The sequence below is a fragment of the Flavobacterium aestuarii genome (assembly GCF_040049115.1).
GTDB classification, from domain to species: Bacteria; Bacteroidota; Bacteroidia; order Flavobacteriales; family Flavobacteriaceae; genus Flavobacterium; species Flavobacterium aestuarii.
The window spans coordinates 261343-283004 of record NZ_JBDLZZ010000001.1 but is presented as its reverse complement, the minus strand read 5'-3'; the positions used below and the strand labels follow the sequence as shown (position 1 = coordinate 283004).

General features: G+C 38.0%; 10 protein-coding genes. 6 read left to right on the top strand and 4 right to left on the bottom strand.

The features are described from left to right. Window positions 1-31: 31 nt before the first annotated feature. The 6 genes from ABEG11_RS01005 (at window position 32) to ABEG11_RS00980 (ending at window position 12504) form a co-directional block, all read left to right on the top strand. Entirely contained in the window at window positions 32-703 is a 672-nt protein-coding gene (locus tag ABEG11_RS01005; RefSeq protein ID WP_348822337.1) for an SRPBCC family protein, read from the top strand. 424 nt (window positions 704-1127) lie between these two features. Further along, the gene (locus ABEG11_RS01000; protein ID WP_348822336.1) at window positions 1128-4181 is read left to right on the top strand and encodes a beta-L-arabinofuranosidase domain-containing protein; all 3054 of its coding nucleotides are present in this window, start codon (window positions 1128-1130) and stop codon (window positions 4179-4181) included. A gap of 48 nt (window positions 4182-4229) precedes the next feature. Next, window positions 4230-6923: a DUF5695 domain-containing protein gene (locus ABEG11_RS00995; RefSeq protein ID WP_348822335.1), complete on the top strand. Its 2694-nt coding sequence runs from the start codon at window positions 4230-4232 to the stop codon at window positions 6921-6923. Window positions 6924-7039: 116 nt separating this feature from the next. Continuing rightward, window positions 7040-9199, top strand: a complete 2160-nt coding sequence (locus ABEG11_RS00990) for a family 43 glycosylhydrolase (protein ID WP_348822334.1) — start codon at window positions 7040-7042, stop codon at window positions 9197-9199. 29 nt (window positions 9200-9228) lie between these two features. After that, entirely contained in the window at window positions 9229-11190 is a 1962-nt protein-coding gene (locus ABEG11_RS00985; RefSeq protein ID WP_348822333.1) for a glycoside hydrolase family 97 protein, read from the top strand. Window positions 11191-11193: 3 nt separating this feature from the next. Next, window positions 11194-12504 (top strand): DUF6055 domain-containing protein, encoded by a 1311-nt coding sequence (locus ABEG11_RS00980; protein ID WP_348822332.1) that lies wholly within the window; start codon window positions 11194-11196, stop codon window positions 12502-12504. A 553-nt stretch (window positions 12505-13057) separates the two neighbouring features. Here ABEG11_RS00980 and ABEG11_RS00975 read toward each other — a convergent pair. From ABEG11_RS00975 to ABEG11_RS00960, 4 genes are all read right to left on the bottom strand, one after another. Beyond that, on the bottom strand, window positions 13058-15670 hold the full coding sequence (locus ABEG11_RS00975) for a T9SS type A sorting domain-containing protein (RefSeq protein WP_348822331.1): 2613 nt from the start codon (window positions 15668-15670) through the stop codon (window positions 13058-13060). A gap of 350 nt (window positions 15671-16020) precedes the next feature. Continuing rightward, entirely contained in the window at window positions 16021-17409 is a 1389-nt protein-coding gene (locus tag ABEG11_RS00970) for an aminopeptidase P family protein (RefSeq protein WP_348822330.1), read from the bottom strand. Window positions 17410-17440: 31 nt separating this feature from the next. Then, on the bottom strand, window positions 17441-19588 hold the full coding sequence (locus ABEG11_RS00965) for a S9 family peptidase (RefSeq protein ID WP_348822329.1): 2148 nt from the start codon (window positions 19586-19588) through the stop codon (window positions 17441-17443). Window positions 19589-19814: 226 nt separating this feature from the next. Beyond that, a complete protein-coding gene (locus tag ABEG11_RS00960) occupies window positions 19815-21488 on the bottom strand; it encodes a M1 family metallopeptidase (protein ID WP_348822328.1) in 1674 nt (557 codons plus the stop codon). Between the last annotated feature and the right edge of the window lie 174 nt (window positions 21489-21662).

The window sequence follows — 21662 nt, the reverse complement described above, 5'->3', positions numbered from 1 at the left end:
TTTTAGCAATAACAATAATATTAATATGATTATGGAAGCAATAACACAATTTCCGTCACAGTTTTTGAAAACAAAGAATAATGTATCCGCTCTTGAACGTATCTTAATGATAACTACGGGAGCCTATGTTTTATACAATGCCTTAAGCCAAAAAGATAAAAGCATAACCCAGAGCGGCGTGGGTGGTGCTATGCTGCTGCGAGGCCTTAGCGGTTATTGCCCACTGTATGATGCCGTAGATCATCTAAAAAATGATAAGGCTCATAATGTAAATATAAGGGTAAGCAGCATAATTAATAAACCCATTAGTGAAGTATATGCATTTTGGCGAAACTTGGAAAATCTGCCTAAATTCATGAATCACTTGCAATCAGTTAAATCTATAAATCATACAATATCAGAGTGGACTGCGAAAGGTCCCGCTGGAATTGGCAGGTTATCATGGAAAGCAGAAATATTGAGAGACGAGAAAGAAAAACTTTTAAGCTGGAATTCTTTGCCAGAATCATCAATTGAAAATGCTGGAAAAGTTGTTTTTAAGCCAAAAGGGAAAGCAACAGAAATTGACGTGACTATTTCCTACCGCGCTCCGCTAGGTATAGCGGGCGAGGGAGCAGCGAAGCTTTTAAATCCATATTTCCATAAAATTGTAAATGACGATATCCTCAGTCTAAAGGAATATCTGGAATCTGGACACAATTAAAACAACTCAATTTTTTATTTTAAACCTGCAACAAACTGACTGTTGCAGGTTTTTTTTTGAATCCCAGCCACTGCTTTTGCAGCTGGCTTTGCTTAAAAAAGCAACTGTAATATCAGGTCAAGCCTCATTGATATATACATATATTTTTAAAGCAGATATTTCATTTATTCATTAGAAAGTGCAAAAATGCGTTATTTATGATAATATAGTATTTGGTTAGGATAAAATATAGTTGGAGTATTTTAATAAATGCTTCTAAATTTACAAATGTAAATAAAACATTTAAAAAGAGGATTCTTTGACTATATTAACAAAAGCTTGCTTAACTTTAAGCATTAAACAAAATAAAATTGTTAATATGTACTGCAATGTTTTTCTTCTTTGTTAAATAAATGAGTCCATTAAATATTGAAATTTATTAATTATGAAGTTATACAAACTTTTTATATGTGCCTTTTTAGGTTTGGGTTCGGTAAACACAACAGCTTTATGGGCACAGGACGGAGACCAGATTTTAGATGGCATTGGCGAAACCGGATTAATTGCCCGTTATGTTTTTGATGGCGATGCCAAAGACTGGTCACGAAACAATCTGCATGGCAGATCCGATGCGAAACTAAATTTCATAAATGATGAACTGTTCGGGAAAGTGCTGTCTTTTTCGCCAGATAATAAAACTTTTGTTGTAATTCCGGGAGAAGCTTTTGCAGGTGAGGAATCGCTTAGTATATCGGGATGGATTTATTTGCGTTCAGCGCAAAGCAATCAGTATTTTTTTGACTTCGGAAAAAACGCTAAATCACATTTTTTTGCTGCTCCAGCAGGAACTAAAAACGATACTGGCTTTCATGCCGGAATTGCTGCATCGGGAGATAAATACCAAACCAGTTCACCAGTTTTAGCAGCTGATAAATGGAATCATCTGGCTATTGTTATCGATATTCCATCACAGTCATTAAATACTTATATAAATGGCGTTCTTGTAAGTTCGGCTAAGAATGTCAAACTCAAATTAGAACAGTTATTTGACAGCAATCTGGCTGCTAATAATCTGCTGTATATAGGGAAATCATTTTTATCTGAGGATTCTTATCTAAATGCAAAACTGCATGATTTACGATTGTACCGAGTTCCATTAACTGAAAAAGAAATTGGAAAAATCTATCATAATGCATTAAAAGAAGAAGGAATAGAGGAGGAAGAAACTGAAACAGCAGCTGGTGATTTGCCAAAATACCCCAAAACTGCACCTCAATTATACAATCAATATTTGGCCAGTGTTTCGGATGTAAAAGTAGAGACAGCAGCTGGCAGCCTTCCAAGACTGCCAAGATTTGTAAAAGGTGTGTATCGAAATGGTATTGAAGGAGGAGAAGTGAGAGTAATCTGGCCAGCTCCAAAAGATAATTCATCAGTGCTGAAAGCTGGGCAATATACAGTTGAAGGAAGTATTGCTGGCACTGACTTAAAGCCAAAAGCAGTTGTGACCGTAAAAGCAGCCAAAGAAACTCCAGCTCCCGATCTTAAGCTGAAAGTTTTTAATCTGGATGAAGTATCATTGGATGCAGACCTTCATGGACACAATACAAAATTTATAGAGAATCGTGATAAGTTCATAAAGACTCTTGCCAAGACAAATCCAGATTCTTTCCTGTATATGTTCCGGAATGCCTTTGGGCAAAAACAGCCTGAAGGGGCAGATGCACTAGGTGTATGGGACACTCAGGATACCAAATTGCGGGGTCATGCTACAGGACACTATTTAACAGCAATTGCTCAGGCGTATGCCAGTACGGGATATGATACAGAATTGCACGCTGATTTTGCTGGCAAGATGGAGTATATGGTCAATACGCTTTACCAATTAGCACAAATGTCTGGACAGCCACAGACTGCTGGAGGAGCTTCGGTATCAGATCCTGCTGCTGTTCCCAAAGGCGCAGGCAAAACTGATTATGATTCGGATTTGAGTAATGAGGGTATTCGTACCGATTACTGGAATTGGGGCAAAGGTTATATTAGTGCCTATCCGCCAGATCAATTTATAATGCTGGAAAAAGGCGCAACTTATGGCGGACAGAAAACGCAGATTTGGGCACCTTACTATACTTTGCACAAAATTCTTGCGGGTCTTATGGATATTTATGAAGTGAGCGGTAACAAAAAAGCGCTTGAAACAGCCAAAGGAATGGGTGATTGGGTTCATGCCAGAATGAAGCAATTGCCAAACGAAACGCTTATCAGTATGTGGAATAGATACATAGCAGGAGAGTTTGGAGGAATGAATGAAGCTATGGCAAGACTTTACAGAATAACAAATGAACCACGCTATCTGGAAGTAGCTCAGTTATTTGACAATATCAAAGTATTTTATGGAGACGCAAAGCATTCGCACGGCCTGGCCAAAAACGTAGATACTTTCCGCGGACTGCATGCCAATCAGCATATTCCGCAGATTATGGGAGCACTGGAAATGTATCAGGATTCTAAAACTCCCGATTATTACCGTATTGCAGATAACTTTTGGTACAAAACCACAAGTGATTATATGTACAGCATTGGTGGAGTGGCTGGAGCAAGCAATCCTGCAAATGCAGAATGTTTTATAAGCCAGCCGGCTACGATTTACGAAAATGGTTTCTCGGCAGGAGGACAAAACGAAACTTGTGCCACTTATAATATGCTGAAATTGACCAGCAGCCTGTTTCTTTATGAGCAGCGTGCCGAATATATGGATTATTACGAGCGAGGATTGTACAATCATATTCTGGCATCGGTGGCAGAGAATACGCCTGCAAATACGTATCATGTGCCATTGCGTCCCGGTTCAGTAAAACAGTTTGGAAATGCCAGAATGAACGGTTTTACCTGCTGTAACGGAACGGCAATAGAAAGCAATACTAAATTTCAGAATTCAATTTATTTCAAAAGTATAGACAATCAGGCTTTATACGTAAATCTTTATGTGCCATCAACTCTAAAATGGGCTGAAAAAAAGGTAACAATAATACAAAAAACAGATTTTCCAAATGAAGACCACACACTTTTGATAATAAAAGGCGAAGGGAAATTTGATGTAAATGTGCGTGTCCCAAGCTGGGCGACCAAAGGATTTTTTGTAAAAATAAACGGCAAGGAAGAAAAAGTTAAAGCGGTTCCAGGAAGTTATCTTAATCTTAGCCGCAAATGGAAAGATGGCGATACAATAGAACTGCAGATGCCATTTCAATTCCATCTGGATCCTGTAATGGATCAGCAGAACATTGCCAGTTTATTTTACGGGCCTATTCTGCTTGCAGCTCAGGAATCTGAACCGTTAAAAGAATGGAGAAAAGTAACATTTGATGCCAAAGATATCAGCAGATCAATAAAAGGAGATCCAAAGAAACTGCAATTCGATATTGATGGAGTTGTTTTTAAGCCTTTCTATAACACCTATGGACGCCATTCTGTTTATCTGGATGTTACGCTAAAATAATCACTGATTTTAACCAAAAAAACTAAAAAGTATATAAACACGATGAAAATGCAAATCACAAAAAAGTTTAGTTTATTATTAATTGTAATGGGAACCATAAGTGTTCAGGCTCAGGATTATTGGAGCAGAATTGAAAAGAAAGAGCCTACTTTGGGTATTGCCGAAGTGTATCAAAAATGCAGCACTCCCGCTTTTCAGCTAAAACTGGTCAAAGCATCACAAACAGTGGCAGGCCTTAGATCTAATAAAAACCTGAACTTTGATTTTACGCCAAGTGACAGATTAGAAATTAGAGACAAAGATGGCTTGTATCATTTAGGCGATATTAATTTAAAAATCCGCGAAGGAAATACAGCTTGGAAAAGTTATTCGACAGCTGCAAAACGTGGGGCAGTTACTCCGCTGGAAACGTCTCAAAAAGTCTTAGCGGCTGCAGATTTAGCCAATACACTGCCTGCCGATATTCCGGTTACGATCAAAAGATATTATGAAACTAATGGTGATGATTTGATTTTGAGATTCGTAATTACCAACAAAACTGCTAATTCTATTGAAATAGGAGCTTTGGGTATTCCAATGATATTCAACAATATTCTGGAAGGGAAATCACTGAATGAGACACATGCTCAAAATGTATTTTTTGACCCATACATTGGGATGGATGCTGGATATCTTGAAGTTAAAAGATTAAGTGGCGAAGGACCAGCTTTAGTAGTAATGCCGGAAGAAAATATGGCTTTCGAAGCGTATCGCCCATTAAATGATGATCCAACTCCAAGAAGTATTGTTTTTGAGGGATTTCATGAATGGATGGTGTATAGCAAAGCGTATGCTGAGAATGAGTGGAAAGGCGTGGAGCAATGGAACAAGCCAACATCATTAATATTAAAAGCTAACGAATCTAAAAGTTTTGCCTTAAAAATGGTTTTGTCTGAAGGAATTGAGGACATCCAAAATACCCTTGTAAAAAAGGAACTTCCTGTTGCAACAAGTATTCCTGGATATGTAATTCCTCTTGATATCAAATCGCAATTGTTTTTGAACTATAAAAGTGATGTCAGCTCATTTGAGGTTGAACCTAAAGGTGCACTTCAAATAAAAGAAGATGGAAAAACGGCAAAAGGCTTAAAAAAATATAGTGTTCAAGGAATAAAATGGGGAGGAGCAAGATTAACAATCAATTATAAAAATGGCATAAAACAGACTATTAACTATAAAGTAATCAAGTCGGAACCTGAAGTTATTAAAGATTTTGGTCATTTCCTGACCACTGCCCAATGGTTCGATCAGCCTGATCCAATTTTCAAAAGAAACCCATCTGTAATCAGCTACGATTATGAAACCAAAAAGCAATTAACACAAGACAGCCGTGCCTGGGTTGCTGGTTTGAGTGACGAGGGCGGTGCAGGCGGATGGTTAGCAGCTATTATGAAACAGCTTATTCAGCCAGATAAAGAAGAAATTAAAAAATTAGAGCAGTTTGTAGATAAAACGCTTTGGGGAAATATTCAGTACAGTGAAGGCAAAAACAAATACGGAGTGAAAAAAAGTGTTTTTTATTATGAGCCGGATTCCTTGCCAAAAGGTACTTACAGCAGCGATATAGATTATAATACCTGGGCTGCCTGGAAGCATAAAGATGCTAATGATCCAGGAAGGTCTTATAACTATCCGCATGTAGCTGCCGCTTATTGGACATTGTACCGATTAGCAAGATATAACACTGGACTGGTAACGAGCAAATCTTGGGAATGGCACTTAAAGCAGGCGTATTACACATCGATAGCTATGACTGAGCAGGCTCCTTATTATGCCCAGTTTGGTCAAATGGAAGGTTCTATATTTTTATTGATTTTAGAGGATTTGAAGACAGAAAATCTAACCGAAATGTCTGCCAATCTGGAATCAAAAATGAAAGAAAGAGCCAATCACTGGAAAGCTCTTGATTATCCTTTTGGAAGTGAAATGCCTTGGGATTCGACAGGTCAGGAAGAAGTATATATGTGGTCTGATTATTTTGGATATGAAGAAAAGGCTGATGTTACCTTAAATGCAATTTTGGCTTACATGCCTACCATGCCACACTGGGCATATAATGGCAATGCCCGCAGATACTGGGATTTCTTATATGGAGGAAAACTGTCAAGAGTAGAACGTCAGATTCATCATTATGGGTCTTCGCTGAATGCTATTCCGGTATTGAAGCAGTACAGAAAAAAATCGGATGATCTTTATCTGCTGAAAGTGGGTTATGGAGGACTTTTAGGAGGTATTTCAAATATTACTCAGGATGGTTTTGGCCCAGCTGCATTTCACTCTTATCCTACCGAGTTACGAATTGATTATATATCTGGTGACTATGGTTCTGGTTTTTACGGATACGCTGTTAACACGGCTTCCTACATTACAAAAGAAGAGGATTTAGGATGGTTAGCCTTTGGCGGAAATGTTACTGCAAAAGGTGATGTAGTCGAAGTAAAAATAACAACTGCAGCAAAATCAAAAGTGTTCATTAGCCCAAAACAATTGTGGTTAACATTGGATGCAGGAACTTTTGAAAAAGTGACTTACAATACTAAAACGGATGAAATAGAAATAACCTTGAATGCGGCTAACGAGTTTACGCCAAACGCTTATTTAAGAATCAACAAAGACATGCAGCTGCCTTATGCTAAGGTAAGAGGAGCATATGAAATACCTTTGCAGAAAAAAAGCATTCAAATAAAATTACAGCAAAAATAATCCTTAGTGGTTTGAGGGTTATACTGAAACAAAGGCAATTTAATTTAAATTGCTTTTGTTGTTTTTAAATATTTGAATCTAAAAGGTAAAGTCATCCCTTAAAAATGCTTTAAACAATGAAAAAGAACATTATAATTATACACTTCCTGCTTTTTTTTACGGCAGGAATCTACGGGCAGGAAAAAGTAGATGTTAACTTGCCCAATGCAGGGAATCCGGTTTTGCCAGGCTATTTTGCAGATCCCACTATCAAAAAGTTTGGAGATATTTATTACATCTATGCTACCACCGATAATGAAATGCTGGCATCGGGAGCACCAACTGTCTGGTACAGCAGGGATTTAAAAAACTGGTACAATTACACGATGGAAATTCCTGCATTTACATCAAAACCAATAACTAATTTTTGGGCACCTGATATTGTAGTGGGCAATGACGGCAAATATTATCTGTATTTTGGAAATTGCGAAATTGGCTGTAACATATACGGATATGTCTCGGATACACCAATTGGCCCATGGAAAAAATTAGACGAAAATGATAAGCCAGTTATTTCCAATGGTTACCCGAGAGAAAATTTCCCATCATTAGACGCACAGTTTTTTAGAGATACTGATGGTAAAATATACAGCTACTGGGGAACTTGGGTACATTACAATGGCGGATATGCCGTGGGCGAGCTGAATAGTGCGACGATGAAAGACATGATGAATTCAAAAAATATTCCTTTAAGTCAGACACCTAAGCCTTTTGAAGCGGCATACATGATGAAAAAAGGCAAAAAGTATATTTTAATGTATTCTGGAGATTCCTGTCATGACGAAACTTATAATGTCAGATATTCGTATGCAGATACGCCTTACGGTCCATTTACCGAAGGGGCTAATAATCCAATCTTAAGCACCACCAATGATAAAACCACACATGGTCCAGGTCATCATTCGGTATTGGAAGAAGGCAATGATTATTATATTGTTTACCATAAGCATGATTATCCAATGACCCGTGGCGGTCTTGCAAGACAGGTCTGTATTGATAAAATGATTTTCGAAAATGATTCAACAATCAAAAAGGTTGTGCCTGCTTCGATAGGTATCGGGAATGTTGTAAAGGCAGATATGCCGGAAAACATCGCATTACAGGCTAAGGCTGCTGCATCATCTTTTTATCATTTGCAGTCATTAGAATATGATTATAAATACGAACCTCATTTTGCGACAGACAATAACAATGCAACTATGTGGAAAGCAGGCAGCAATGCCTTCCCACAGGATTTGACAATAGATTTAGGAAGTGTAAAAAGCATAAAAAGAGTAATGACCCAATTCGAATTTGCAAGCTACTACTATCAATACACTTTGCAATATTCAGCTGATGGCAAAAACTGGAAAATGTATGCCGACAAATCAAAAAATCAGATTTCCGGCAGTCCAATGATTGATGATAATGATGTTTCGGGACGTTATTTAAAACTGACAGTTCTGGCTACCGAAAAAACAGGGCTTTACGCTGCAGTCTGGAACATAAAAGTGTATAGTTCTTTATTTGAAATTCCTTTACAATTAAAAAATAAAAAATCGAATATAGAACCAGCAGTTGTAAGCACTCATAAAATGCTGATTAACCTTGATGTTATTGGAGAAAAGGAGACAAAATCTTTGGTTAAATTGCCAAACAAAGGTTCTATTGGAGGCACTTTTACAAAACAGGGCGATGTAACTTTAGAAACAGATAATGAAGGAGTAAAAGCTGTCAAATTTACTAATGGTGCTCTGGTATTGGACAAACCAGTTCCAAAAACCCTGGTATGGAATGGATCGTACACAGTTGCGGTTTGGGTGAAAAATCCTGAAGTAGATAAAGAGGGAGAGTTTTTAGCCTCGTGGTGTGACAGGGAAAAATACAATCTGGCCAACTCATACAATGCATTGGCTTATAATAGCGGTCATTACGGTGCTGCACCGCATCTGGATGGCCATTTTGATATGAAATACAGCAAAGTGCCTGAAGCTAATAAATGGCATCATATCGTATTGACTTTTGATGGTGTTGTGGAGAAAATTTATGTAGACGGCGTACTGGACAATTCGCAGAATATGATGCTGTCATCGGCGATTGATAAGGCTAAAATTATAATTGGTGCTTCGGATGTTGGTGAAAATTACACGGGTTATATGGCTTCTTTAAAAATGTATGATTATGCTCTTGCAAAAGAAGAGATAACCAGCCTGATGAAAACATCGGCACCCAAAAAAGGCAAAGGTTCAAAGAAATAGAATAATGTTTAAGTAACAGAATTTAAAAAATGAAAAAAAGAGTATTGATTGTTTGCGGTATACTGTTATCGATGTATCAGGCTTCGGCTCAAACGTATGAGATTAAATCTCCAGATGGGCACATTCAGGTAAAAGTAAATAATTCGGGAAAAATTTCATGGTCGGCCTCATTAAATGGCAACTTAATTATTGAAAACGCAGAAGCTGGAATGGATTTTTCTGCCAGTACCGATTTTGGAATTAATCCAAAGGTGAAAAAACATACAATTAAAAATGTATCCGAAAATATTCATGCTGTAATAGCCCGCAAAGACGCTCAGATCAAAGATGAATATACGGAGCTTTCTATAGCTTATGAAGGGAATTACAAATTGAACTTCCGTGTTTACAACGATGGTGCTGCTTATCAGTTCATAGATGAAGCCAAAGTAAAACGAGAGGTAATTTCAGAAAAAGCTGCGTTTACTTTTCCAGCAGGATCACGTTCCCTGTTTCCTCAGGAGGAATCGATGTATTCCCATAATGAACGTTTGTATATAGACAAAGCGCTGCCAGAAATTGCTTCTAAGGATTTTTGCAGTCTGCCTGTTTTATTTACTACAGATAAAGCAAAGGTTTTGTTTACAGAAACCGCTCTTCATGATTATCCGGGCTTGTTCCTGAAAGGGAATGGAAATACCACATTGGACGCTATTTTTCCAAAATATGTACTGGAAGCTGTTGATAAAAACGGAAAATCAGACCGTGTGCAGACCATTGCAAAAGAAGCAGATTATATAGCAAAAACATCTGGCACAAGGGCTTATCCCTGGCGTATATTTATGATAAGCGATGATGACCGCACATTTGTAGAAAGCAATCTGACCTATCAATTGGCAAAACCAAATGTTCTTAAAAATACAGATTGGATAAAACCAGGGAAAGTTGCCTGGGATTGGTACAATGCCAATAATATTTTTGGTGTTGACTTTAAAGCAGGCCTCAACACAGCAACTTATAAGTATTTTATTGATTTTGCTTCCAAAAATAAAATAGAATATGTGATTCTTGACGAAGGCTGGACAAAATCGACTACTGATATTCTGGACTTCAATCCGGCTATGGATGTCAAAGAACTGATTCGTTATGGAAAAGAGAAAGGCGTTGGAATAATTCTTTGGGTACTCTGGAAACCATTGGATGCAAACCTGCTGCCGATTCTTGAAACCTACAAAAGCTGGGGTGCCAAAGGTATTAAAATTGATTACATGCAGCGAAACGATCAGTATATGGTAAACTCTTATGAGCAGATTGCCAGAGAATGTGCCAAGCTTGAAATGCTGGTCGATTTTCATGGAGCTTTCAAGCCTTCGGGCTTAGAGCGTATGTATCCTAATGTAATGAACTACGAAGGCGTAAGAGGGAATGAAAACAATAAATGGAGTGACGAAATCACGCCGGAGCATACTGTAACTATTCCGTTTATACGTATGGCTGCAGGACCAATGGATTTTACGCCGGGTTCGATGATTAATAAAGAGTCTAAAAATTTTTCCATCAGTTTTACCCGTCCAATGACTTTGGGCACACGTGCGCATCAGGTAGCGATGTATGTAGTGTATGAAGCACCGCTGCAGATGATGTGCGAGTCACCTTCGATTTATTATAAAGAACAGGAAACGGTAGATTTTATAACAAAGATTCCAACTGTCTGGGACGAGACCAAAGTCCTTCATGGTTCTGTTGGGAATTATATTGTAGTTGCCCGCAAAAAGGCTGATAAATGGTTTATTGGCGGCATGACAGATTCAGATGCCAGAGAATTGCCTATAGATCTTTCTTTCCTTGGAGAGGGTTCTTTTTCGATGGAAGTATACGCAGATGGCAGCAATGTAGATACCTACGCACAGGATTATAAAATAGAAATATTGAAAGTAGATAAAAACTCAAAAGTAACTGCAAAAATGGCATCTGGAGGCGGATGGTCTGCAATTATTACAAAAAAACAATAAGTAATGAACAACTTTATAAAAAGCATCACTCTTATTTGTTTAGTATTTATTGGCGTGAGCAATGCTCAGGAAAAAACTTCAAAAAAATTATTCATTCCTGCTAAAGTCTGGAATGTGCCGGAAAATAACAATTATGATTCTCCAGAGAGTGACTACAATTACAGCCGAATGCTGGAATCAGATAATATTGCGATGTTCTGGCACAAAGAATACGGAAGCGACCCAATGTTAAATACTGATATAGCAAAGCGTTTTGACCCCAAACTGGCAATGGCCGAATGTGAGCGTTTTTATAATTTTTATGTAAATGATTTAAAACTGGTGCAAAAAGGAAATTCGGTAAGTGATAAATACAAACTGCTGATTTATGTTTTTGGAGGCTCTGAAAACACCGCTTTTGGAGGTGGTGAAGGAGAAGTTGGGATTTTATGGACTCCCGCTGCCCGAATAAATAAAATTCCGTATGGAGCATTGGCACATGAAATTGGTCATTCCTTTCAGTACATAAGCCAGGCCGACAGCAAAACAGGACCAGACGGCCCAGTTATGGAAATGTCAGCACAATATATGCTTTGGCAGGTATATCCGGAGTGGATGACTTTTGAAAATTATCATCTGAAGGATTTTCTAAAAGGTACGCATTATGCTTTTCTGCATCCTGCAAATATGTATCACTCACCTTATGTACTGGAGTACTGGTCACAAAAACACGGTATCGAATTTTGGGGAAACCTGTGCAGATCGACTCAGGCGGGTGAAGATGTAGTGATGACTTACAAAAGGATAAACAGCCTCTCACAAGAGCAGTTCAATGATGAAATGTTTGATGCATCCCGCAAATTTATCACTTGGGATTTGAAAAGGGCAGCCGATGTGGCAAAACCCTATCGAAATATGCATACCGCCAAACTGAACCAGACCAAAGACGGATGGTATCAGATAGATGCCTCTAATTCGCCTCAGGATTATGGGTATAATGGCATTAAGCTTACGGTTCCGGCTGCAGGAACAAAAATTAAATTAAGTTTTAACGGTTTGGCGGGAGCCAATGGTTATACCTCTGTTTTGAAAGATAAAGCCGGCTGGCGTTACGGTTTTGTCGCATCGCTTAAAAACGGAAACCGAGTCTATAGTGAAGTTTCTAAAAGTATTGAAGGCAAAACGGAATTTACTATTCCTGCAGACACCGAATATTTGTGGCTCGTTGTCAGCGGTGCGCCTACGGAGCATGAAAAACATTCTTTTGACAATGAAAAAGAGGTGTATAGAAGTTTTCCATATAAGGTGAAATTTATAAATACAAAGCCTCTTTAAGATTTTATGAGCAGCTAAAAGAATCTTCAAAAGCTGTTATTTTTACCTGAAAAAATCTCTCGAGCCTGAGCTGGATTGTTATTAATCAGTTCAGGTTTTTTTATCTGGCTGAATGTCATTTGTTGAGGATTAAGCCTCATAAGTATTCGAAAGAGCTGAATTCGGCAGAAGCACCCTGTTTTACGCAATACTGTCATTACGAAAAATGAGGAATCTTTGCTAGAAATTCGACATGGATTGGGAATTTTAATTGAGGACATTTCTCTATCGTCCCAAAAGTTGAGATAAAATGACAAAAAGGGCGCATTAGACAAAGAATGCCACACAAACTTTTCATCCCTAGGAACGGGGGAACTTCATTTGCTATTCGGTATCGTTAAGGACTTTGATTGTAGAGTTACTTGTGGAGCTTACTCATTCTTAGGAATGGCAAGTCTGCGTATTGAAAGGCCGTTAGAATAAAGTCTTCTAAACTAAAATGCTGCTGTACTTCTTTAGGAAAGTGCAGCAGCATTTTTAGCATACTTGTTCAGTAATTTTATTTAGATCATCGTTATTTTACAATGATCTTTTTTGTCTGTTTAAAGTTTTCAGACTCTATAGTTACCAAATAAATACCTTTGGCTAAGCCTCCTGTGTAGTATTGTTCTTTGGTATTATAATTTTCTTTTTGAAATACGACCTGTCCTTGAATATTGGTTATTTTTAAATTAAATATGCTTGATTTTTTATCAGATATTTCAATATTTACTAAAGAAGAAATATTTGTTGGGTTTGGATAAATTGTAAATTTTGAAGCCGAACCTGTATTATCACCAACAGAAAGATTATCTGAGATTGCCGCTTTCCAGTCCCACCAGTTTTTATCTATGCTGGCAGTTCTTACAGCGCCTTCGCCCAGTTTTATTTTGTAATTAAACTTGGCAGTACGAGTAGATTCGCCTTGATAGATGTAATCCGAATTGCAGATTACTGCAAAAACGACACCATTTGCCGGTACACCCTGATCGAAAGAAATAGTGCAATCTCCGGCGTACACTGGCTGAGAATAAACAGTTTTCCCTTCTTTGGTACGGTAGCACAGCTGCAAAGACATATTTTTTCCTAAAGGCTGAAAAAATACCACAGCCTGATTGCCCTCAGTATGAATAGGGATAAAATTGGCTCCAGACCAGCCAGGCAGTGTTTTTGCTTCTGGAATTAAATAGTCATCCTCATCTGCTGCAGTTGCTGCATAAGGTGTTGCTTTCCATTTTTCTACATTGATAAGAGCAGGCTGTTCAGGACCTAATTCGCGTCCCATATTATTGCGGTATAAACTTAAAATAGGCTGTTCAAATTTTCTAAAATCGGCCAATGCCAGTCTGGCTCTATATTCCTGAACCATTTTGCGCATCTTAATATCTCCAATTCCATTAACTGTTCCGTTGCCATTGGCAAGACCTTCTAATACTCGCCCTTCGCAGTAATTCCAGACCCATGGTAAACTTTTTTCACCCACAATTTCCCCCAAGAAGGTTGGAAATACCGAGCTATACTGTACACCGCCAATAATATCGCGGGTTAATCTCAATGTAACTCCCTCCGAATTCTGAACTCCAGATTCAATACCTTCGGCAGAAGGTCCTCCGAAAGTTCCGTCCTGAAACCATCCGCCATAACATTCTATAGGGATAAAAGGAGCAATAACAGAACCAGCACTTAACCAGCCCAAATCGACATTGCTGTAGTCCTGGCCTCCTGTTTTTTTAATATCCAAAACAGTCTGCAGCCATACATTTGATCCTTCATGAAACCAGGCAGAGTTTCTGCATCCCGGCAATGATGCATAAATAGCGTGAATGCCCTCGTGTGTACAGGCACCCGTTTGATATTGGGCATCAGGAAAAGTAGTGTTAGGATCAAAACTGGCTACAGGGTAATAGGATAATAGAACCATTGGCCAGCTTTGTCCATCAGGAGTGCCAACACCGCTTTGCCAGCCTCCCAATTCTGTATTCGATGCGGTATCCGTACATAATCCTGAACCATATAAATATACCGAACTGCGGTATCCTGCTCTGTATAATTTGTCTGGTGGCCAGCCCATATTATCTCTGAGGTATGTAAAATCCCCATCCAGGCGTTTAAGCAATGCATCTACAGCAGCATCCGTAACCAAAGGATTAGCATTAGGCCCCTTAACAAAAGTCCAAGAACCATAATTTCTAAACGATGCTCCATTACAGCCAGCGTATCCAGGATAGTCTTCCTCCAGGTTTTTGATTGGTTTTGGAAAATCCGGATAGTCGCTCTTGAAGTCGTAATGAAGTGTGGAGCCGTAAGCAGGCCAGGAAGTAAAATCGGTCTCATTTCCTTTGAATGTCAGGTAAAAATCGATGGAGCTTTCGGTACCACAACTATTCACGTATAAAAAAGTATAAGTTCCGGAGCTGGCTTCCTGCAGATTCGATAATGTGATATTTTGGTCTAAGGATTCAAAATTATTCGGTCCTGACCATTTCATTTTAGCGCCAGTTTCATTGCTTGGCACACCAGCTTTGAACTGCACGCTTTCCCCCGAAGAAACAACAGCATAGTTGATGTTTTTTTCCTGGCCGTTATTCACTATGATACTAGAGGTTAGTTCACTTGCACTGCATTGTGTTGTTTCAGTTCCAAAAGCCTGAAATTCGATCACACCGGTTGCAGTTGCACTTTTCATGTAAATTCGTAATTTTCGGGTTTTAAAGCTTAAATTTTCGAGTGTATTGAACTGGTTTAAAGCCAGCCCGATAGCACCGCCATTGACCCAGCTGATTCCGTCCCAATATTCTATGTAGGCATCTGTAGGCTGTCCTATACCTCCATAATCAGTAAACCAGTACACGCTTACTGCGGTTATTGTGTGAGCGAAATCCCATTCATATTCTATCCAGTTATAAGAGTTGTAAGCGGCATCTCCATCCCAGTTTCCATACACAGGATTAGTCTTGTCCTCGGAGCTGGCCGGAGTAAAATTATCATTTACGGCATTAATGCTCTCCCAGGGAGACACATGCGAGGTCTTGACTTTTGTTGAATTTAGCAGAGCTAAATTGATTTGTGCATTTACTTTTCCGATGCATAATAGCAAAAAGCTAAAAGATAGGATTGGTAAAAAATGAAGTAATTTTTTTTCTTTCATCTGGTTAATTTTAGTGGTTAATTTTTTTTGAATAAAAATTGCTGGTACTATGTTAATAAAGTAAATATCTTTCGATGCGGTATAAGAAAAATTTTAAATACTTTACATTTTAAAATATTAACTTTCTTTATAATAGCAAGTTAAGGGTAATTTAGAAATCATAATGTGTACTTAATTATCAAAAAATTAGTAAAAGTTAACCACTATGCAGTTTTTTAGAAAACTGCCTCATAGGATTATTTGGACATCGCTGTACAGAAGACGAAGAAAGTATTTAAATTTTTGGGATAAAAAAATAAGGGGCAGACTGCCCCTCAATGAAAATTTACGATTTTGCAGTATTGCATTTGCTAATAATTTCTCAACGCCTCAATGTCTTCAGCTGTTTTGGCAAGTGGTTTTCCTAATAATCGGAAAGAATCTTTTGTAATCAGGAAATCTTCTTCAATGCGGATTCCTCCAAAATTTCGATATGTCTGAACTTTATCATAATTGATAAATTCGCTGTATTTTTTTTCGGCATGCCATTGGTCTATTAATTCTGGAATAAAATAAATGCCGGGTTCTACTGTCAGCACAAATCCTTCTTCAAGTTCTTTTCCAAGACGCAATGATTTCAGTCCAAATTCGGTACTCTTTTTTAAGGTATCGGTATAGCCAATATATTCTTCTCCAATATTTTCCATATCATGCACATCCATTCCCATCATATGCCCTAAACCGCATTGAAAGAACAGGGTATGGGCACCGGCCGCTACAGCTTCGTCTAAATCTCCTTTGACTAAACCAAGCGATTTTAATCCAGTTAAAATTTCCTTGCAGGCTGTAAGATGTGAATTTTTAAATAAAGTTCCAGGTTTTAGAGTTGCTATTGCAGCTTCCTCGGCCTGCAGAACGATATTGTATATTTCTTTCTGCTGGGCTGTAAAAGTATTGGAAACAGGAAATGTTCTGGTCATGTCTCCTGCATAGTGCATGTTGTTTTCGGCACCGCTGTCGCATAAAACTAATTGTCCTTCCTGCAGCATATTAGCTCCTGCATGATTGTGTAAATATTGTCCGTTTACGGTTAAAATTGTTGGAAAAGCAAGATGACCGCCAAGACTAGTGGCAGTACTTTCTACCTGAGCAGCAACTTCATATTCGGCCATTCCTGGGCGGGCAGTTTGTATTGCTTTTAGATGCATGGCAGCTGTTATGTCAACTGCTTTTTCAATTTCAGCTACTTCTTCATCAGTCTTATAGGAACGCTGCGCCACGATAGCTTTTGATAATACAACAGATGCATTTGCAGCTAATAAAGAAGGATTGATTTCCAGCCAGCTGCTTAGTTTTAAAGTTATCGCAGAGCGGTAAGGAGGCAGAAAATGTACAGCCCTTTTTTGTTTCAGGGCGTTTTTTATTATCGCTTCCGCAAAAGAGTATGGCTGTACTGCTGCAATACCAGATTTTTCTGCAGAAATAGCAAGTGATTCTTGAGGCCCGGTCCATACAGTCTGCTCAATTGTTAAATCATCACCAAACAATATTTCAATATCTGCATCGACATCAATTAACAAAAACAGGGAAGGACGGCCGATCCCTGAATAGTACAAGAAACTGCTGTCCTGCCTAAAATGATAGATATTATCTCTGTAATTCATTCCGACTTCTTCATTTCCCGGAAATATAATAAGACCATTGCCTACAGTTTTTTTTAGAACCTGCCGTCTTTGAATGTAAGTTTCTCTGCTAAACATATTTTTTATGCTATTGGTGTGTAAAATGGTTTTATCTTCCTCCGCCTGGACAATGTTCTCTCAAATATTGAGTGAATAACTGCGCTAAATGCTCAGATGTACCTTCTCCTTCATTAATGCTGTGAGTACGATTTGGATAGCTCATCATTTCAAAATACTTTCCGTTTTTTATTAGTTCGTTGATAAGCATTTCGGCACCTTGGTAATGCACATTATCATCGCCGGTACCGTGAATAAGCAATAGGTTTCCTTGAAGATTTTTTGCATAAGTAATTGGTGAGCCTTTTACAAAAGGTTCTTTGTTTTCCTGCGGTAAGCCCATGTATCGTTCCTGATAGATGTTGTCATACAGCAGCTGGTTGGGCACAGATGCTATAGCGATTCCTGTTTTATAAATTTCAGGATATTGGAACATTAAATTTAAAGTTGTCGATCCGCCGCCGCTCCATCCCCAAACGGCAATTCGGTCAGCATCTACAAAAGACCATTTCAGTATTTCTTTCGCAGCCATCGCCTGATCCCTGATATTTAGAATTCCGATGTTCTGGTAAATAGATTTTCTCCATACAGCACCTTTTGGAACAGGAGTTCCCCGTCCGTCTAAACTTATCTGGATGTATCCGTCTGCTGCAATATCTCCATTGTATAAAAAGGTACTGGCATAACCCGCAGCATCTTTTACTGTTGCACCGGCAGGCTCTGTGTATACATAAAATACGACAGGATATTTTTTTGCGGGGTCAAAAGGAGTGGGCTTAATCATCCATCCGTCGAGAGTTATGTTGTCGCTTGTAGTAATCTTAATCATTTCTACATTGCCGCTAGGGGTTTTATTACTGCTGATTTCTTTAATTGTTTTATTGTCAGCAAGGTTAACCCATTCGGATACCTGCTGGTTTTTATGGTTAGAAAAGCTGTGGATCGCATATTTTGCATCAGCAGATAAATCATATTCATGAGTACCTATTTCATCACTAGGAGATACTTCTTGTAATTTTCCTTTTCCGTTAAGTGCTGTTTTGTATAAATACTGCTGTGTTGCATTTTCGGGAGAAGCCAGAAAATAAGCAAAACCAGTCTTTTCATCTATTGCTTCAAGGCTTATTATATCATACTGTCCTTTGGTAATTAAAGTTTCTTTGCCTGTTTTGTCAATGCGGTACAAGTGACGCCATCCATCTTTTTCTGAAAGAAATAAGAAATCTTTTCCGTTATTTATCCATTTCCAGCCTTGGGTTTCGGTTGGCTGTACATCTACCCATGAATTGTTTTTTTCGGAGTAAATTTGTTTTGCTTCGCCATTTTTAGGATTGCATACAAATAGTTTTGCTTCGTTTTGTTTTCGATTAAGCTGTTCCAGCATTATAGCAGAACCGTCAGGAACCCATTGCATAAGCGGGATATAGTGCTGTTTTGAATCACCTGGTACAGCCATCCAAGCTGTTTGCTGCGTAGCAATATTTACCACGCCAACTTTGCATGCAGAAGGATCTTCACCCACTTTTGGATATTCAATGGGCATGGTGTAAGAGTATAAGGAATCGGTATTGTTAATCAGTAAAAAGTTTTTGATTTTTGTAGCGTCAATTTGCCAGAATGCAATGTTTTTTCCGTCAGGACTCCAGCGGAAACCGTCTCTGCAATTAAATTCTTCTTCATAAGCCCAGTCAAAAGTTCCGTTGATTAACCGGTCAGTTCCGTCGGTAGTCAATGGCGTTATTTTTCCCGAAGCAATATCTTCAACATACAGATTATGGTTACTCACATAAGCTACCGAATTATTGTCTGGTGATAATTTGGCAAACATCAGCGAGGATTCCGGCTTGTCTTTTCCTATCTGATGCAATGTTTTGGTTTCTGTATTATAAAGCCAATAATCTCCTCTGGTTTCTTCTCTCCATACCTTTTTGGAATTGGTATAGATTAAAACTAATTTTTCATTTTGACTGAATTCAAAATTTTTAATATTCAATGCTTTTTTAGCTCCTTCTGGAGTAAGCTGTGATGTCTCAATTATTTTAGTCCGGACAAAATCTGGCAATTGATATTTGATGATTTCCCCTTTTTCGGCTGTGTAATAGCCGCTGTTATTATTGGCCCATTTTATCTTCTGGGCATTGGCATTAATGAAAAACAGATTGAACAGTATACAGAAAAAGAGAAGGGTTAATTTTTTCATTTTTAGAAAAATTATAAATTAGATGAATTGCTTTTTATCGATTAAAAATAGAGTTTAAAACTATATGTTTTTACTGCATATCGTTTTAGATTCTAAAAAAAAACACCGCAGATTAGCAAATTTAAAAGCATTTATTGTTAGAATAATTTGCGGATCTGCGGTAAAAATTACTAGTCCAGACTTTGCAGCTTCCAATTAAATCTATTGATTTTAAGTTCATAGCGGTTTATTTAATATCAGTTTTCAAAACTGGATTTATATAATACATTTTTGTAATAGATTCTGCATCAAATAACGGTTGCTGATCTTTCGTTAATACAGTATTCTGCCAATTGTCAGAAGGAATTATTTTGATTTTTGAAATATTGTTTTTTAATGTCAAAGGCAGGTTAAATCCTTTTACACAATTTGTATAACGATAGAAAACCTTTGTTTTATCGGCATTAAAATAGAACTCAAAATTTGGAATCTGAATTGTTCTGAGGTATTGGTCAAATATTTTGCCGTAATTAAAATTAAGGTGTTTTGAAACGTAATCTTCAACTTGTCTGGAAGTAACCGTCTGGTGATAAAAGTCTTTTCCTAAGCCTCTGATTACTTTTCGGAATAATTCGTCGTTATCAATTCCGTGGCGTATTGCATGAATCATATTGCCAGCTTTTGGGTACATATCGCCACTTCCTTGAGCGTTAACATTGTATACGGGTATTATAGGCTTGTCATTTCGGATTCCTTTGCGGGTACCGGCATTGTATTCATTTCCGGCTTGTTCTCCAAAGATATAATCGACAAATAGAGTTTCGCTGTAATTGGTAAATCCTTCATGAACCCACATATCGGCCAAATCGTTTGTTGTAATGTTATTCCCAAACCATTCGTGACCGCTTTCGTGAATGATGATAAAATCCCACTTCATTCCCCATCCCGTTCCTGATCCATCGTTGCCACGGTAGCCGGGTTTGTAATGATTGCCATACGAAACAGCACTTTGGTGTTCCATTCCAGTATGCGAAGTTTCTATTAATTGATAACCATCTTCATAAAAAGGGTAAGGACCCATCCAGTACTCAAAGGCTTTTAGCATATTGTGTACTTCGGTGGGCATATAGCTTTTGGCTTTTTCCAGATTATAATCCAGCACCCAGTAGTTTAAATCCAGATTCCCTTTTTCGCCCTTATAATTTTCTTTAAAATTAACATATCTGCCAATATAAGGGATAATGCAATAATTGCTGATAGGATTTACCACAGCCCATTTGTAGGCTGTAGTCCCGTCATTATTATCTTTTTTAAATTCTAATCTTCCATTTGCAACAGCGGTAAGAGTATTTGGTACAATCATGGTAAGGCTGGCTCCTTTGTTGGGTTCGTCACTTTGATGATCCTTGCATGGATACCAAACTGATGCTCCAAGTCCTTGGCAGGCAACGGTCATCCAGGGATTTCCTTGTGCATCTTTTGTCCAGATCCATCCGCCATCCCACGGAGCATTTATAGCTTCATGCACTTTTCCCTGATAAAAAATGTCTATTTTATGAATCGCTGCTGCTTTAGATTTTGGCGTTTCTATGTACCAGACACTGCCTTCTTTTTTGAAGCTTAACTTTTTGCCTGACTGAATTACACTGTCTATAACCAACGGACTTTGCAAGTCAATCTGCATTTTGGTATTATTTTTCTCTTTAGTTACCTTGTAGGTTATAGAGTTGCTTCCTTGTATTGTTTTACTGTCATAATCAGGTTTTACGGTTATATCGTAGCGCAATACATCCCACCATTGTCTTTCTGCAGTAATGCTTCCTCTCAGCGTATCTGCAAGGGTATATATTTTTGGGTTTTGTCCAAAAGAAATTAGATTCATACCTAGAAAAATAAAAACCAATAAGTGCTTTTTGTTCATGCTGTTTTAAGTTTGAAATGTTTTTATTAAGCTGAATCAGCAATATAAGATGCTCAAAGTACCGCTGCTCTTCAAAAATATAGGGTTTTTTGTAGAGTACAAGAGGATTTATTATCAATATTCAATACTATATTATCTTATTGTTTTTAAAAAATAAAAAGATGAGGATATTAT